Origin of the sequence: Lachnoclostridium phocaeense (assembly GCF_959599685.1) — a bacterium.
Lineage (GTDB): Bacteria > Bacillota > Clostridia > Lachnospirales > Lachnospiraceae > Claveliimonas > Claveliimonas monacensis.
Genome location: NZ_CAUGIN010000035.1, coordinates 14,374 through 30,299 on the forward strand (window position 1 = coordinate 14,374; position 15,926 = coordinate 30,299).

Consider the following 15,926-nt stretch of genomic DNA (forward strand, 5'->3'; position numbering starts at 1 on the left):
ATATGCGTAATAAATTTGATATGCAGCTTGAGCTGCTCAACGAACAACTGACACGTATGGGAGAGCTCTGCGAACTGGCCATCAACCGGGTGACAAAGGCCCTTGTGGAGGGAAACCTGGAACAGGCAAAGAAAGTCATGGCCGCAGATGAGGAGATCGATCAGATGGAGAAGGATATTGAGCGTCTCTGCCTGAAGCTTCTTCTTCAGCAGCAGCCGGTGGCCAGGGATCTGCGCCAGATTTCCGCAGCTCTTAAGATGATCACGGATATGGAGCGTATCGGCGACCAGACAGCCGACATTGCCGAGATCATTATATCCGCAGGCATGTCCGAGGCGGGAGATGTCAAGAAGATCGAGGAGATGTCCGCAGGTGTGGCAAGGATGGTAAATGACAGCGTGACTGCCTACGTGGAGCGCGATCTTGAGCTTGCAAGAAAAGTTATGGAAGCTGACGATAACATTGACGGGCTTTTCGACGATATCCGCAGAAGTATCATCAACCTGATCGCAGAGGGAAACAGAGGAGAGCAGGGCGTTGATCTGATCATGATCGCCAAGTATCTGGAGCGTATCGGCGATCATGCCACCAATATCGCCGAGTGGGTGGAATTTTCCATCACCGGTGTTCACAAAGGAACGCAGGCTGTTGAGGCATAATGCGTAACAAGGGAGAAAACTGATGATTTTTTGTGTAGAGGATGACAACAACATCCGCGAACTGGTCATATATACATTAGAGACAACAGGATTCAAGGCCCGTGGCTTTGAGGATGGGAGCAGTTTTCTTGAGGCTCTGGCGCTGGAGACGCCAGAGCTTATTCTTCTTGATATCATGCTCCCCGGAGAGGATGGTATTTCTCTTCTCAGACAGCTTAAGGCATCGGTGAAGACGCAGGATATCCCTGTGATCATGATGACTGCAAAAGGTACGGAGTACGACAAGGTCATGGGACTGGATCTGGGAGCTGACGATTATGTCACGAAACCTTTCGGTATGATGGAGCTGATCTCAAGGATCAAGGCAGTTCTGCGAAGAAGCAGCAAAAATTCCGTAAAGATCGATGACAAGATCGCACTTGGGCATATTGTCATGGATGTGAAAAAACATGAAGTCCAGGCGGATGGCAGGGTTGTCACGCTGACTTTAAAAGAATTCGAGCTGTTAAAGCGAATGATGAAAAACCCGGATATTGTTCTGACAAGGGACCAGCTCCTTGAAGATATCTGGGGGTATGATTTTGACGGGGAGACACGGACGGTGGATGTCCATGTCCGGACTCTGAGACAGAAGCTGGGAGATGCGGGAGAGCAGATCCAGACTGTCCGCGGAGTCGGCTACCGTATGAGTGAATAGGAGATACTATGAGGCAGAAAATACAGCGAAGCATGACCCTGGTCATTACAACGACTCTGCTTGTGACATTTGCACTTCTGACTCTTGTGGTCTATCGGCAGAATGTCGCCGCAATGGAAGACGAGATGAAGCAGGAGGCGGATTACATCTGTAAAGCTATAGAGATAGCTGGTACGGGCTATCTGGATGAAATGGATGAAGTGAGAAGAAGTACAAGGGTGACGTGGATTGACAGGGACGGCAAAGTTCTCTATGACTCCGGAGACGGGCAGGATGAAATGGAAAATCATGCAAACCGTCCTGAGGTAAGGGAAGCATTTGGCAGCGGGGAAGGGCAGGATATCCGGAGGTCTGACACAATAAAGCAGGAAATGTTCTACTATGCAAAACAGCTTTCCGATGGAACGGTTCTGCGCGTGTCAAAGACAATGGCCAGTGCTCTCGGATCGGCTATGCAGATTCTTCCTGTACTGGCGGGGATTGCGGCGCTGATGATCCTTTTTGCCTGGCTGCTTTCAAAGTGGCAGGTATCAAAACTGATAGAACCTATCAACAAACTGGATCTGGAACATCCGCTGGAAAATGATGTTTATGAGGAACTGACACCGTTGTTAGAAAGTATGGATAAGCAGAACAAGGAAAAAGAAGCAATCGCAAATATGAGAAAAGAGTTTTCAGCCAATGTCTCCCATGAGCTGAAGACGCCTCTCACGTCCATTTCCGGATACGCGGAGATCATGATGAACGGGCTTGTAAAACCCGAGGACGTGCGTGGATTTTCTGAGAGGATCTACAATGAGGCCAGCCGCCTTATTGTGCTCATCGAAGATATCATACGGCTTTCCAAGCTGGATGAAGGCGGCGTGGAAGTGGAAAAAGAAGAGGTGGATCTGTATTCCCTTACGCGGGAAGTGTGTTCAAGGCTTGCCCACAAGGCGGAGAAGCACAGTGTGCATGTGGAGGTCTCCGGGGAGCCTGTCAGCGTCGTGGGAATCCGCCAGGTTCTCAATGAGATGATCTACAATATCTGTGAGAACGCCATCAAATACAATAAGCTGGGCGGCAAGGTAGACGTCTGGGTGGGCAGGACTCTGAAGGGCGTGAAAGTGATCGTCACGGACACCGGGATCGGCATACCCGAGGATCAGCAGGAGCGGATCTTTGAGCGCTTTTACAGAGTGGATAAAAGCCACTCCAAGGAAACAGGCGGCACCGGGCTTGGACTTTCCATTGTCAAACACGGAGCGCTTCTCCACAATGCAACGATCCATGTGGACAGCAGTCTTGGAAAGGGTACCAGGATGGAGCTGACTTTCGGGAAAGAGAAGGAAGACAAAGGACAGGTTTCATAAGACCTGTCTTTTTTGTATAAATTGCCGCCATGTTGCGAAAAATCCGCAAAAAATTCAGCATACACGGAAGAATAAGTATGTTATAATAGGAAGGCAAAAAGCGGATAGATAAACAGGAGGTTTAGTATATGCAGATTACAAGAAAAGTAACGGACGATGTTGTATGGGCAGGCTGCAATGACAGAAGACTGGCTCTTTTTGAGAACCTGTTCCCCATCCCCCGCGGAGTCTCCTACAATTCTTATGTGATCCTGGATGAGAAGACCGTGCTGATGGATACAGTTGACAGCGGCATGTCACAGCAGTTTCTTGAAAATGTGGCTTACGCGCTGAAGGGACGTTCTCTCGACTACCTGATCGTACAGCACATGGAGCCGGATCACTGCGGCACCATTGTTGATATTATGAGGGCGTATCCTCAGGCTAAGGTGGTGGGCAGTGTCAAGGCTCTCCAGATGATCGGCCAGTTTTATGATGTCAGCGTTTTTGACGCCGGGGAGCGTATGATGGCTGTGAAAGAGGGCGACACATTAACGACCGGATCCCACACTCTTCATTTTCTCATGGCTCCTATGGTGCACTGGCCGGAAGTCATGGTCACCTACGATGAGAAGGACAAGATCCTTTTTGCGGCAGACGCCTTCGGTACATTTGGCGCCCTGAACGGAAAACTCTTCAGCGACGAGGTGGACTTTGAGCGGGAGTGGCTGCCGGATGCCAGAAGATATTACGCCAATATTGTAGGGAAATATGGTGTCCAGGTGCAGGCCCTTCTTAAGAAGGCGGCAGCTCTGGATATTCAGATGATCTGCCCTCTCCACGGACCGGTGTGGAGAAAGGATCTGGAATGGTTCATTGACAAGTATGACAAGTGGAGCCGGTATGAGCCGGAGGACAAGGCTGTTGTGATCGTGTACGGATCGATCTACGGAAATACGGAAAATGCGGCGGACGCACTGGCTGCCCGCCTGACTGAAAAGGGCGTAAAAGATATAAAAATGTACGATGTGTCCCGGACACATGTGTCAGAGCTTATCTCTGAGATCTTCCGGTGCAGCCACGTGGTGCTGGCATGCTCCACGTACAACGGAGGTATCTATCCTCCGATGGCAGACCTTCTGGAGGATATGAAGGCGCTTTCCGTACAGAACCGGACAGTGGCCCTTATGGAAAATGGTACCTGGGCAGCTGCTTCCGGGCGACTGATCACAGCAAAGCTGGAGGAGATGAAGAATATCTCCCTTTTGGACACAAAGATTTCCATCAAGTCAACTCTTCAGAATGGCAGAGAGACAGAGCTGGACGCATTTGCGCAGCAGATCGTGGAGGCCATGTAGAATGGAGAAGGCAAAGGAGGACGCCATGGAAAATAAAGTGGTTGTGGTCAGCATCATTGTGAGGGATGAGCAGGCTGCTGCTGCAGTGAATGACCTGCTCCATGAGTACAGACAGTACATTGTAGGCAGGATGGGCATCCCGTACAGGCAGAGAAATGTGTCGATCATCAGTGTGGTGATGGACGCCCCCGGGGACGTGACCAGTGCCCTTTCCGGGAAGCTGGGCATGCAGCCCGGCGTGACAGCCAAGACATTGACGGCAAAAGTGTGACATGAGACAGGGGTGTTCCTGTCCAGCATAGATATACTTTAATCCCAAAGGCGGGAGTTCCCCTGCTTTCTCTGAAAGAACTGTATGGAGAAGGCAGGGGGCTCCTGCCTGTTTTTTTACAGTATTGCCGAGACTACTCCTGCTATATGGGGTGAGTGCTTCTAAAACAGAGAGGGCTGGCCGTATATATGAAACAAGAAAGAAAATGCAGGAGCAGAATAAAAAGCCTATGAAATTTACGAAAATGCAGGGAACAGGGAATGATTATATCTATGTGAATTGCCTGGAAGAAAACGTGCGGGAGCCGGAGATCCTTGCCAGGCGGCTCAGTGACAGGCATTTAGGGGTGGGGGCGGACGGACTCATACTGATCTGCCCCTCCGGGAAAGCAGATTTTGCCATGGAGATGTACAATGCGGACGGCTCGCCGGGAGAGATGTGCGGGAACGGCATCCGCTGCCTGGGGAAATACGTCTATGACCGTGGGATGACAGACAAAAAAGAGCTGGATATCCAGACCCGGGCCGGTATCCGGCACCTCCGCCTGCTGAACGGTTTGCCAGGAACGGAAAACGCCCGAAAGAAGACTGGAGGGAGAGAAGCCATTACTGCGGTGGAAGTGAATATGGGCCGGCCCGTTCTGGAGGCGGACCAGGTGCCGGCTATCTCGGAGCACACTTACATGATCAGCGAGGATGTCAGAGTCAACGGAGCCTCATACCGGATGACGGCTCTTTCCATGGGCAATCCCCACACTGTCATTTTTACAGAGCGTGTGAAAGGGCTGGATCTGCAGTGGCTTGGCCCTGCTATCGAGTACCACGGGCGGTTCCCGAAAAGGGTGAACGTGGAGTTCGTACAGGTGGAGGACAGAAGGACACTGACAGTGAGAGTGTGGGAGCGGGGAAGCGGGGAAACCCTTTCTTGCGGCACCGGGGCCTGCGCGGCTCTGGCGGCCGGGGTATTAAATTACTTGACAGACCGCCAGGTTACTGTAAAATTAAAAGGAGGAGAACTGCTGGCAGAGTGGAGGGAGGACACCAACGAAATTCTGCTGACAGGGCCCGCTGTCCACGTGTTTGACGGCGAGGTATAATAGAATTTAAAAGAGAAGGAGAATACAAGAGATGTTTAAAGTAAATGAAGACTATCTGAAACTGCCGGGCAGCTATCTTTTTTCCACTATTGGAAAAAAAGTGGCAGCCTACCAGGAAGCCAACCCGGAAAAATCCATTATCCGTCTGGGCATCGGTGATGTGACCCAGCCGCTGGCTCCGGCCATCATTGACGCGCTTCACGGTGCAGTGGATGAGATGGCTCACGCAGAGACCTTTCACGGCTATGCCCCGGATCTTGGCTATGAGTTTCTCAGAAGCGCCATGGCAAAAAATGATTACCAGGACAGAGGCTGTGATATAAAGGCAGACGAGATTTTTATTTCTGACGGGGCAAAATGTGACTCCGGAAATATCCAGGAGATTTTTGCAAAGGACAATAAGATCGCTGTGTGCGACCCGGTATATCCGGTATACGTGGACACCAACGTCATGGCAGGCCGCACAGGCACCTATGATCCGGCTACAGAGACATGGAGCGATGTGATCTACATGCCCTGTACAAAGGAGACCAATTTTGCGCCGGAGCTTCCAAAAGAGACGCCGGACATCATTTACCTGTGCTTCCCCAACAACCCCACAGGTTCAACCATCACAAAGGCTCAGCTCCAGGAGTGGGTGGACTACGCCAATAAAGTGGGAGCTGTCATCATTTACGATGCAGCTTACGAGGCCTACATTTCCGAGGACGGCGTACCTCACAGCATCTATGAGTGCGAGGGTGCAAGAACCTGCGCCATCGAGCTGCGCAGCTTCTCAAAAAACGCAGGGTTTACAGGCGTCCGCCTGGGAGCCACCATTGTACCGAAAGACATTAAGTCCGGAGATGTGATGCTTCACTCTCTGTGGGCAAGACGCCACGGCACAAAATACAACGGCGCGCCCTATATCGTGCAGAAGGCCGGCGAGGCTGTCTACTCGGAGGCAGGAAAAGCACAGCTGAAAGAGCAGGTGGCTTACTACATGAACAATGCAAAAGTCATCTACCAGGGACTGAAAGACGCAGGCTACAATGTATCCGGTGGCGTCAACGCTCCGTACATCTGGCTGGAGACACCGGCCGGCATGACATCCTGGCAGTTCTTCGATCACCTGCTGGAGAAGGCCGGCGTTGTTGGCACACCAGGCTCAGGCTTTGGCCCCAGTGGAGAAGGCTACTTCCGGCTGACAGCTTTCGGCAGCTACGAGAACACAGTGGCAGCTATCGAGAGGATAAAGAAAATGTAGTAATCGGGGACGTAATACTTTTAAAAAGTATTACGTCCCCGATTACCTTTTATGGTGGGGAATTGTGTAAATTGTAATCTGAACGCACACAATTCCTGACAGATATACTGCGTGACAAATATATTGCCTGTATGCCGGAAAAGCCGGAAATACAGGCAAATGAAAGCAGAGTGTATCTGGGAAAACAATGGCAGGTGCCTCCGAAAAACGTGATACACAATAGAGAAAACTGCAAAAATAGTGCGGGTGGGAAAATAGATAGATAATCTTTTGACAAAAAAATAAAAAAAGTTAAAAAAAGGCTTGCTTTTTTGGAAAAGCCTGCTATAATAATATTTGTTCGCTGAACAAAACGAACACAGAAGCTTAGTAATGCGGATTGGTGTAATGGCAGCACAGCAGACTCTGACTCTGTTAGTAGAGGTTCGAGTCCTCTATCCGTAGTTCCTTGGCAGGGGAACCGGAACTTCTGTAAAAAGAAGTTTCGGTCAATATTAACGGAGTGTGGCTCAGCTTGGTAGAGCGCTACGTTCGGGACGTAGAGGTCGCAGGTTCAAATCCTGTCACTCCGATTTTTTGATGAATACCACAAACCTATGAGATTGGGTTTGTGGTATTTTTTTGTTGTACATCCTGGAAGATGGAATTATACTTTGGGTAGTGGAAGTGAAACGAATTTAGAGGTGTCGAAAGGATAAGCATATGACAGATAAAGAAGAAAAAGAGTTTTTGAAAAGAATTTCAAATGCTAAGTCACATAAGATATTTGTAGAAGATGGAATAAAGCTAAATAGTTGCATTAGAGGAGTATACGGCTTTTTTGCTAAAAAAGAAAACGAAGAAATTCCTTTTTATATTGGGAAATCGAATAACATTTTTACTAGAATGTTTTGTGGTCATATATACGATTATTTACGAGGGGTTAGAAAAACAGATGTACAAAAAAATATAGAAAGTTTTTTGAGTAAAGGATATGAAATACATGTAAAGATACTAAAAGTAGTAGAATATAAAGGTGACAGTTTTATACAAGACGCAAATAGACTTGCATTAGCGGAATTAAACGAAATAGTTAATCAACAAAATAGAGGGTTTTGTATAACAGAAGACCAACTTTCAGAGGCAGTAAAAAAGAGATACGAAAAGAAGGAATGGGATAACAAATATGGAAGAAAAATTGGAATTTGAATATCAGTAAATTATGACCTCTCAACAGAGGTTACAGTGTTTTAATAAAATCCTCCAAAAGCCCTGAAAATAAAGGATTTATCGCAATGTATTCTCCTTATCTCTTTATACGGTTACACACAAGTTTACTCTTTCTCTCCTTGCTCATAAGGGCAAATACAAGGGCAAGAAAATCTCATAACAAGATATAACAGAGTGTGGCAATCGGGAAACTGTGATGTATGTGCGAATATATAATTTTGGAGGATTACAAAATGAAACAGTACATCTACAACGAGCAAAACGGTCTTTGGTATGAGCTATGGGGCGATTATTATATCCCCTGCTTGGAACTACCAACCGAAAAAGAAGAACGGCACATCGGCGTATGGGGGCAGCGGCATTTGCGGTATATCCGTGAGCATAAAAAGGCGCTTTATACCAGTCTTTTGACAAGCGGCAGGCTGCATTCCTACCTTGCCGATGTTGAGGAACAGGCGCAGGAGCTGTTTGACCGTCTTATGAAGCAGCGGGCAGAGCGTGAGGGCATTACCGAAACGCTGAAAACCGACAATCAAATGGAGTGGGTGCAGAGAATGAACGCCCTCCGGTTGGCGGTTACGGAAACCGTCAATGCCGAGGTGATCTTCGTATGAGAAAGAAGAAATACCACCTTTATTTGACGGCAGAAGAAAGACGGTATGTTTTTAACGCCCTGCTTGCGTACCGCAATAAGCTGCTGGCGCAGGGCAGATATACAGACCTTATAGACGAGGTAATGATAAAGCTGCAAAAATGAGCCTGTAACGCTTTCAGACGCAAAAACGAGGGGTAAGGTACAAACACTTTGCCCCTCAAAGTTTAGGCTCTGGAAACGGCTTAAAATCACGCCTTTTTGACCTCTAAATGTCTACACGGCGGAATAGATGATTCGACCTGAATTGTTGATAGCGCACCCCATTTTTTCTCGAATAGAGGTTGAAAATCAGCGGGATTTGTGATAAAATTTTATATGTATATTTATGTTCAGAAAGGGGCTTGACAAAAATGGCGGCAGGAAGCACACTGGTAGCAAGCAAGCACAGCAAGCAAGCACAGCATAACTGCGCCCTTTTTCCTTGTCAAGAGTACAATCGCATATTTTTCAAAGGCGTATTCCGCCCGTTTTTATACGGATGGGGTACGCCTTTTTGTGTTGCCTGATAAACAGTACAATTTTTTTCTCATAGAATTTACCGCTTAGTCAATCAAAAAAAGCAGGAGGTGAATTATATTGCAAGAAAAAGGGATCCCGGAAAGGCGTACAGCATTTCTGGAAACCTGCTTTGATACTTTTTGTGAAAACGGATTGGAAAACACGAGTTTGAAAATGCTTGCAGATGCTTGTGGGGTTACCAATGGGAGCTTACTTTATTATTTTGAAAGTAAGGATAATCTTGTAATCGAAGCCACTGCCCACTGTATGGCAAAGGTGGAGGACGACTTTATGTCACAGGCCCCAACCAGTTTTGCGGACATCGAACGTTTCTTGCGGGAAATGCCTTATCTCACCGCAAAGCTCCACGGGGCAAAATACCGCTTTATGTATCAAGTATATGCAAGTCCAAAGTACCGGGAATACGGCAAGGAATTTTTCAAAGGTGTTAATATCAGGTATCACAATTATGCCGAACTGCTTTCCGGCAAACTGGGGATGCCCACAGATTTTATCCAGGGCATGACCTATCTGTTTGTCCGTGCCTGTGTTCATTATGCGCTGTTTGAGGACGAGGACTATCTACAGTTACAGTTAAATGCAATTCGTACTTCCCTGCGGGCATTTATTGCCATGAAAACAGGGAGTGAAAATTGGAAAGCAGGTGGTGCCCATGAGTAAAATCAATCGCTATGAATATGAGGGGAAGGTGATAGAGATTCCTTTGCGATGGGACGAACACTCTAAAAAAGAAATCGAGGATTACAGTTTGTTTATAGAACAATCCCCGATCTACACCCCGGAGGGACGTCCTATTCTTTTACTATTGAGGACGCCTGTCCTTATGCTGAAATGGTGGATGATGATCCCGCAAGTGTTGACTGCGGTTCCTGCGTCTACTTCCGGCAGCCAGCCGAATCCATTCTGGGTGTCTGCCACAATGAAAATATGCGCTGTGTTTCGGCAAAGCAAATGAACACAGGCGCAAACAAGGAGGAAACATTATGAAAAAACGATTTTTAAGCCTACTCTGCGTACTGGCCCTCTGCCTGGGGCTGCTGCCCGCCACGGCGCTGGCGGCTGCGCCGATCGGACAGGTGCTTTATGTAGGTGGTGTGCAAATATCTTCCACCGGCTACTGGACGACCGACAGCGATGGAAACGTCACCGCATCCACAGCCGGTGACACACCGACGGACAACTATATCCATTATGACGCAGAGAACAATGTCCTGACCCTGCACAACGCCACTATTAAAAAAGGATTGGATTACAATGAAAGTATTCAAGGTGGCACATACATCAACGGCTCGGCCATTGGCGTATTCAATCAGAACGGCGATGCGGAGTTGACCATCACATTGGAGGGCACCAATACAATCGCAGAGGTCGGCAAAGGGATTTTTGTATTGGCCAGCTCCGCTTCTACCGGCAGCTCCAACCTGACCATCCAGGGCGACGGCAGTCTGAATGCCAGCGCCAGTCAGACCGGCATCTGGGTTCAGAGCAACAGCAACAATGCTGCCCTGTGTGTCGAGAATGCCGAGGTCACTGCATCATCTGATGTCGCTTTCAAAAATGGTGTTTTAGTGCAGGCCAAAGATGGCTCGGATGTATCGCTGACTGTGAACGGCGGCAGTCTGACCGCCAGTGTTAATGCTAATATCTGGTTTCAGTTTGGCTCCGGTGTTTCCGGCTCCGGCACACCCACAGTGACCGTCAGCAACAATGCCATTGTGCGGGCCAACGGCGGGATTGCGAATAATTCTTCTACTTCGATTCAGTACAGAACAGGCAACGAAGAAAACGGCGGCATCGTTTTTGACGGCAGCGCCGGCACCGTGTACGGTTCCGTCACCTTACAGGACGACCTTGAAATTAAGAGCGGCGAGACCCTGACCATCGGGGATGGGGCCAGCCTCACCGTGCCGGATGGAAAGACTTTGACCAACAACGGCACCGTTACGGTGGAGGAAGGGGGTACCCTGACCAATAACGGTTCCCTGGACTGCAACCATCACACCGGTGGGACGGCTACCTGCACCGAGAAGGCAAAGTGCGACCTCTGCGGTGCAGAATACGGGGATTTCCTCCCCCACAGCCTGACCAAGACCGACGCCAAGGCACCCACCTGCACCGTGGTGGGTAACGAGGCATACTGGACTTGCGGAAATTGCGGTAAATACTTCAGCGATGGCAACGGCAATACCGAAATTATAAAGGATTCCTGGATTATTAGCTCAATCAATCATGATTGGAACGATGCGGTTTACACATGGAGCGATGACGGAAGCACCTGTACTGCTACCCGTACCTGCAAAAACGACAGCGCTCATACGGAAAAAGCCACGGCAACGGTAACAGGCGCACAGACCAAAGCGCCGACCTGCACCCAGATGGGCGAAACCACCTATACGGCTGCCTTTGAGGCGAGCTGGGCAATGACACAGACAAAAGTGCTTGCAGACATTCCTGCCATCGGTCACAGCTATGGTGAACCGGTCTGGAGATGGTCAGAGGATGGAAAAACCTGCAAGGTGACATTTACCTGTGAAAAGGATGAAACCCATAAGGAAACTCCGGTGGTAAAGGTTACATCAGCAGTAAAGAAGCCAGCCACCTGCACGGAAACAGGTGTAACCACTTATACAGCAACCGTTGAATTTAACGGCCAGACCCACAAGGATACGAAGGATGTGGCAGACATCCCGGCTACCGGTCACAGCTATGGCGAACCTGTTTGGAACTGGGCAGAGGACGGGAAAACCTGCACCGTGACATTTATCTGTGAAAAGGATGAAACCCATAAGGAAACTCCGAAAGTAAAGATTACATCAGCAGTAAAGACCCCTGCCACCTGCACGGAAGCAGGCGTAACCACTTATACGGCTACCGTTGAATTTAACGGCCAGACCTACACAGATACGAAGGATCTGGCAGATATTCCGGCCACCGGTCACAGCTATGGCAAACCTGTTTGGAACTGGTCGGAGGATGGAAAAACCTGCACGGTGACGTTTACCTGTGAAAAGGATGAAAACCATAAGGAAAGCCCGAAGGTAGATGTAACATCAGCAGTAAAGAAGCCTGCTACCTGCACGGAAACAGGTGTAACCACTTATACAGCAACCGTTGAATTTAACGGCCAGACCTACACAGATACGAAGGATGTGGCAGACATCCCGGCCACCGGTCACAGCTATGACAATGGCAAATGTACTGTCTGCGGTGCGATTGCTTCCGATTTCAAGGTCATCATCACAGCCGGGGCAAACGGTAGCTGGCAAAAAGGCACAAAGGACGGTCTTACCTTTACTTCCAATGCAGCTAATAAATACTTCCAGAAGGTACAGGTAGACGGCAAAGACCTGGACGCTTCCAACTACACGGTCAAGGAAGGCAGCACCATTGTCACTTTGAAAACTTCCTATCTGGAAACTCTGTCTGTGGGCAAACACACACTGGCTATCGTTTCTGAAACCGGTACTGCTACTACGGAATTTACCATCAAGGCAGCGGCTGTTACTGACGATACCCAATCGCCGCAGACCGGCGATGACAGCAATATCGCCCTTTGGATTGCGGTACTGCTTGCAGCGGGCACTGCCCTGACCGGCACAGCCGTTTACAGCCGCAAGAGAAAATATAGCAAATAAATCCATATATAACATGCGCTCTGTGGAAGAAAGCCACGGGGCGCATTCTTTATGTATGCACCGCAGGAAGCCTGCGGTGTTGTTTTCGATGTGAAAGCTATCGTTCCCTGTCGTGGGTTTTGGGCTTTGGCTTTTGCCTTCTGCCCTCCGCCTGAAGCTGGCGCAGGCGCTTCAGCACGCTCTCCCGCCGGGGCGGCTTTGCCTGCTCTTTTTGGGCGGGTTTCTGTTTTTCCCTGACCTGCCGCTCCCATGCGGCAAGGTCACGGTTGTACTGCTCCACAACAGCCTCCGCCTTGCGGTAGGTTGCCATGAACGCCTGCACATCGGGATAACCGTCCTCTTTCAGAACATCGGGCAGTTTATCCAGATTTTCAGCGATTTCCTTTTCTGTCCGCTGTATCTGCTCTGTGAGCGCCTTGCGCTCCTTACCTTTGAAAATCCCTTTTGTATCGGCAAGCTGTTGTTTCAGCTTCGGAAGTACCGTATCCTGCAAATGCCGGATTTCTTTCGCCTTATCCTGCGCCTTTATCATCAGCTTTTGCATGGTACGGAACTCTGCCATATCTATTTCAAGGACAGGCTTCGGCGGCATATCGTGTTCACGGATTAAGTTTTGCAGGAAGTCCTTTGCCTTGCTGACGATACTGCGGAACAGACCCGGCAGCCAGCCCTTGCTTTTGATAGACTGGCTCGCCTTTTCGTGTATCTCTGTCTGCTTGACTTCTAAAATCTTTGCTTCGGAGATACCTGATAATAACGCCATATCCGCTGTCCTGTTCCATTCCTGCCTTGCGGCATTATCGGCTTTGATTTCGTCCTCTTTGGGATTATTTTTGCCGATTTTCTTGGTCGGAAGATAGACGCTGTTTTTATCAAATACCTTTAAGTGCTGCTCAGGATCGGAGATATGGCAGTTAATAAGTTCTGTATACACTTCCTTTATCTCTCGGAGAAAAGGCTCTCCCTTAAAGCGTGTATCTTTGGTAGTAAACAGATGGCTTTCGTATACCTCGCCTTTTTTGATGACGGTACAGCCTTTCCGTATCTGCCCGTCCTCCCCCGTGATTTCCTTTTTGGTGCGGACACGCTTTCCAGTCTCGTCAAAGAACACGCTGCGGGAAGCAACCTTCACATCAGGTTCGGGGAGCAGTTTCCTCTCGCTGAAAATCAGATGGATATGATAATTCGTCTTGCGCTTGTTGTGGTGGAGGGCGGACACGCACTCCACACCGTACCGCCTGCGGAACTCCTCTGTAAAGTCCGTGAGTACCTGCTGCGGCTCGTATTGCGTATAGATTTCGGGCAAGGCGATAATCAGTTCCCTTGCTTCGATACATTTGCCCTCTGCGCCGCTGCGCTGAAACTCCTGCTGGCTTTCCCTTGCAAGGTTACTCCAAAATTGATTATCAGCGGTGCGGTAGGTGGCATAGAGATTTTCCTGCCTTGCATGACTCGTGATATACGATATTCGCCCTTTGACATTGGGCAGCTTTGACATCTGGATAAAACTGTGTCTTGGCATACATCATCTCCGTTTTCTGTTGTCAAGGTGCGTCCTTTTTTGCAACCGTTTACGGTTGCGGCTGTCGCTGCGGCAGCGGTGACAGCCCCGTATCATACGCCGCAGGCGTTTGATACGGAAGCCCCCTGCAAGGGCGAAATACCCGGAGTACAAATCGTAGATTTGTGCGAGGGGTGTATTTCGCTCTCAAACGCCGAGGGCTTAGGGTTACTTTCCGAAAAAAAGAATGGATTGTCATTCCACTCTGCGGACATCGTCGGGCTTCAGAAGATTTCTTCCCTGATTGACCGTCAGAAACCGTTCCAGTGTGTCCCTGCGGATAATGGTCTTGCGCCCCACTTTGAGGACGGGCAGCTTTCCCCATTCCACCAGCTTCCGCATGGTGTTCCTGCCGATACTCGTACATTCTGCGGCTTCCTCTATGGTAAGTCCCATTTTGACTGCGCTCATTCTATCAACCTCCTTTTAGAATACTCATTTTGCAACTACTGTCTTATCATTATACTTATTCTGCTATCTCTTGTCAACCTATTTTGCAACCATTCATAGTTTATTTACAACTTTTATCGAGATAATGGTTGCAAAATAAGTATCGGCGTGTTATACTGATACCAGTCAGGAGGTGAACACCTTGAAAAAAGAAACCACATTCACCGCAAAACAGGTCGGTGGACGGATTAAGGAACGCCGCACAGAGTTAAACATTACCATGCCGGAACTTGGCAGGCGTGTGGGCGTGAACAAATCCACCATTCAGCGGTACGAAGCGGACGGGGTTGATCCGAAGCGCACAATGGTTATCAACGGTCTTGCGGAAGCGTTGCTCACAACTCCCGAATGGCTGACAGGTCTTTCCGATGATAAGGAATATGACACCTACACTCTATGCCAGCGGGACATTGAGGAACACATCAAGAAGTATCTGGACACAGTTTCCCATACGGTAAAGGGCGAGCCGCACCAGCAGCTTCTCACGATATTTCTCGGCAAGATGGTTGACCTGTATACGGTTATGACCTACTACTTTGCTGACGCTATGGAGGAAGTTGACCGTGTGGCGGAGGACAAGGGGCTGAAAGAATCTCTTGGACGGTACGCCATAGAGTCCGGGGCAATCATGGAGCAGGTATACCGCAAGAAGATGGAAGTACCGATTGAGAATATGAAACGGTTTTTAGACGGGATTTTACATATCCACGATGAGGGGCGCACAAAAATGTCGATGGGCGCACTTTTCGGGATAGTGGAGGAAGCCGAAGAAAGGGTTGCTGAAAAAGAAAAATTCCGTGGCTCTTTGACAAGTGAAAACGATGACTGACACTCATCAGCATAAGTAACCTTATTACTTTACGCACACCATATGTCACAGTCCCGATTGCCACGGATAGAAAGGGGAAATTTATCTATGGCAAAAGGTTCTGTAAGAAAAAAAGGTAAAAAGTGGTACGCACGCTTCTACATCGAAGATGAAAGCGGCAGAAAAGTACAGAAAGAGTTTGTGGGAACAGAAAGCAAGTCTGAAACAGAAGCCCTGCTCAGAAAAGCAATCGCTGACTATGAGGAAAAGAAATTCGTTGCGAAGTCTGAAAACATCACGGTTGGTATGCTGCTCGATCTGTGGGTGGAGGAAGAACTGACACCCAGCAATCTCAGCAATGGTACGGTAATGTCCTATGAGACTGTAATTAATTCTGTGTAAACTCTAAAAGAGCTATATACCCTCTTGGA

At 48.8% G+C, this 15,926-nt stretch carries 16 protein-coding genes, 2 tRNA genes and 1 pseudogene; 17 read left to right on the forward strand and 2 right to left on the reverse strand.

The window, feature by feature from the left end:
* Positions 1 to 2: 2 nt before the first annotated feature.
* The 15 genes from phoU to Q5911_RS13015 all read left to right on the forward strand — a co-directional run bounded on the left by phoU (position 3) and on the right by Q5911_RS13015 (position 12,676).
* Positions 3 to 659, forward strand: coding sequence for a phosphate signaling complex protein PhoU (gene phoU / locus Q5911_RS12945; protein WP_226394309.1), 657 nt, complete (start codon positions 3 to 5; stop codon positions 657 to 659).
* Positions 660 to 681: 22 nt separating this feature from the next.
* On the forward strand, positions 682 to 1,356 hold the full coding sequence (locus tag Q5911_RS12950) for a winged helix-turn-helix domain-containing protein (RefSeq protein WP_076776200.1): 675 nt from the start codon (positions 682 to 684) through the stop codon (positions 1,354 to 1,356).
* 8 nt (positions 1,357 to 1,364) lie between these two features.
* A complete protein-coding gene (locus Q5911_RS12955; protein WP_076776202.1) occupies positions 1,365 to 2,708 on the forward strand; it encodes a sensor histidine kinase in 1,344 nt (447 codons plus the stop codon).
* A 128-nt stretch (positions 2,709 to 2,836) separates the two neighbouring features.
* A complete protein-coding gene (locus Q5911_RS12960; RefSeq protein ID WP_303183370.1) occupies positions 2,837 to 4,045 on the forward strand; it encodes an FprA family A-type flavoprotein in 1,209 nt (402 codons plus the stop codon).
* A gap of 25 nt (positions 4,046 to 4,070) precedes the next feature.
* Positions 4,071 to 4,316: a TM1266 family iron-only hydrogenase system putative regulator gene (locus Q5911_RS12965; RefSeq protein WP_281724883.1), complete on the forward strand. Its 246-nt coding sequence runs from the start codon at positions 4,071 to 4,073 to the stop codon at positions 4,314 to 4,316.
* A gap of 229 nt (positions 4,317 to 4,545) precedes the next feature.
* Entirely contained in the window at positions 4,546 to 5,412 is an 867-nt protein-coding gene (gene dapF, locus Q5911_RS12970; RefSeq protein ID WP_303183372.1) for a diaminopimelate epimerase, read from the forward strand.
* A gap of 31 nt (positions 5,413 to 5,443) precedes the next feature.
* Positions 5,444 to 6,658 carry an LL-diaminopimelate aminotransferase gene (locus Q5911_RS12975; RefSeq protein ID WP_303183374.1) on the forward strand — a complete coding sequence of 405 codons (1,215 nt, stop codon included), beginning with the start codon at positions 5,444 to 5,446 and terminating at the stop codon, positions 6,656 to 6,658.
* A gap of 373 nt (positions 6,659 to 7,031) precedes the next feature.
* Positions 7,032 to 7,102 (forward strand) — tRNA-Gln (locus Q5911_RS12980).
* 54 nt (positions 7,103 to 7,156) lie between these two features.
* A tRNA-Pro gene (locus Q5911_RS12985) sits at positions 7,157 to 7,230 on the forward strand.
* Positions 7,231 to 7,360: 130 nt separating this feature from the next.
* A complete protein-coding gene (locus Q5911_RS12990) occupies positions 7,361 to 7,846 on the forward strand; it encodes a hypothetical protein (RefSeq protein ID WP_303183376.1) in 486 nt (161 codons plus the stop codon).
* A 254-nt stretch (positions 7,847 to 8,100) separates the two neighbouring features.
* The gene (locus tag Q5911_RS12995) at positions 8,101 to 8,481 is read left to right on the forward strand and encodes a TnpV protein (RefSeq protein WP_087165596.1); all 381 of its coding nucleotides are present in this window, start codon (positions 8,101 to 8,103) and stop codon (positions 8,479 to 8,481) included.
* Positions 8,478 to 8,624: a hypothetical protein gene (locus tag Q5911_RS13000; protein WP_162990697.1), complete on the forward strand. Its 147-nt coding sequence runs from the start codon at positions 8,478 to 8,480 to the stop codon at positions 8,622 to 8,624. The genes Q5911_RS12995 and Q5911_RS13000 overlap by 4 nt, the downstream gene beginning before the upstream one ends.
* A 474-nt stretch (positions 8,625 to 9,098) precedes the next feature.
* Complete coding sequence (locus tag Q5911_RS13005; protein ID WP_303183384.1) at positions 9,099 to 9,701, forward strand: TetR/AcrR family transcriptional regulator; 603 nt, start codon at positions 9,099 to 9,101, stop codon at positions 9,699 to 9,701.
* Positions 9,694 to 9,996: a hypothetical protein gene (locus Q5911_RS13010; protein ID WP_303183387.1), complete on the forward strand. Its 303-nt coding sequence runs from the start codon at positions 9,694 to 9,696 to the stop codon at positions 9,994 to 9,996. Before Q5911_RS13005 ends, Q5911_RS13010 begins: the two co-directional genes overlap by 8 nt.
* Before the next feature lie 28 nt (positions 9,997 to 10,024).
* On the forward strand, positions 10,025 to 12,676 hold the full coding sequence (locus tag Q5911_RS13015; RefSeq protein WP_303183390.1) for a hypothetical protein: 2,652 nt from the start codon (positions 10,025 to 10,027) through the stop codon (positions 12,674 to 12,676).
* 97 nt (positions 12,677 to 12,773) lie between these two features.
* Here Q5911_RS13015 and Q5911_RS13020 read toward each other — a convergent pair whose 3' ends face one another.
* Both Q5911_RS13020 and Q5911_RS13025 read right to left on the reverse strand, forming a co-directional pair.
* Entirely contained in the window at positions 12,774 to 14,198 is a 1,425-nt protein-coding gene (locus Q5911_RS13020; RefSeq protein ID WP_303183393.1) for a MobA/MobL family protein, read from the reverse strand.
* A gap of 234 nt (positions 14,199 to 14,432) precedes the next feature.
* Positions 14,433 to 14,648, reverse strand: a complete 216-nt coding sequence (locus Q5911_RS13025; protein ID WP_303183395.1) for a helix-turn-helix domain-containing protein — start codon at positions 14,646 to 14,648, stop codon at positions 14,433 to 14,435.
* 181 nt (positions 14,649 to 14,829) lie between these two features.
* On the opposite strand from Q5911_RS13025, the gene Q5911_RS13030 reads away from it, so the two are divergent.
* Together Q5911_RS13030 and Q5911_RS13035 are read left to right on the forward strand one after the other, a co-directional pair.
* Entirely contained in the window at positions 14,830 to 15,516 is a 687-nt protein-coding gene (locus tag Q5911_RS13030; protein WP_303183398.1) for a helix-turn-helix domain-containing protein, read from the forward strand.
* A gap of 87 nt (positions 15,517 to 15,603) precedes the next feature.
* Positions 15,604 to 15,894: pseudogene (locus Q5911_RS13035) on the forward strand (hypothetical protein); the annotation flags it as partial.
* Between the last annotated feature and the right edge of the window lie 32 nt (positions 15,895 to 15,926).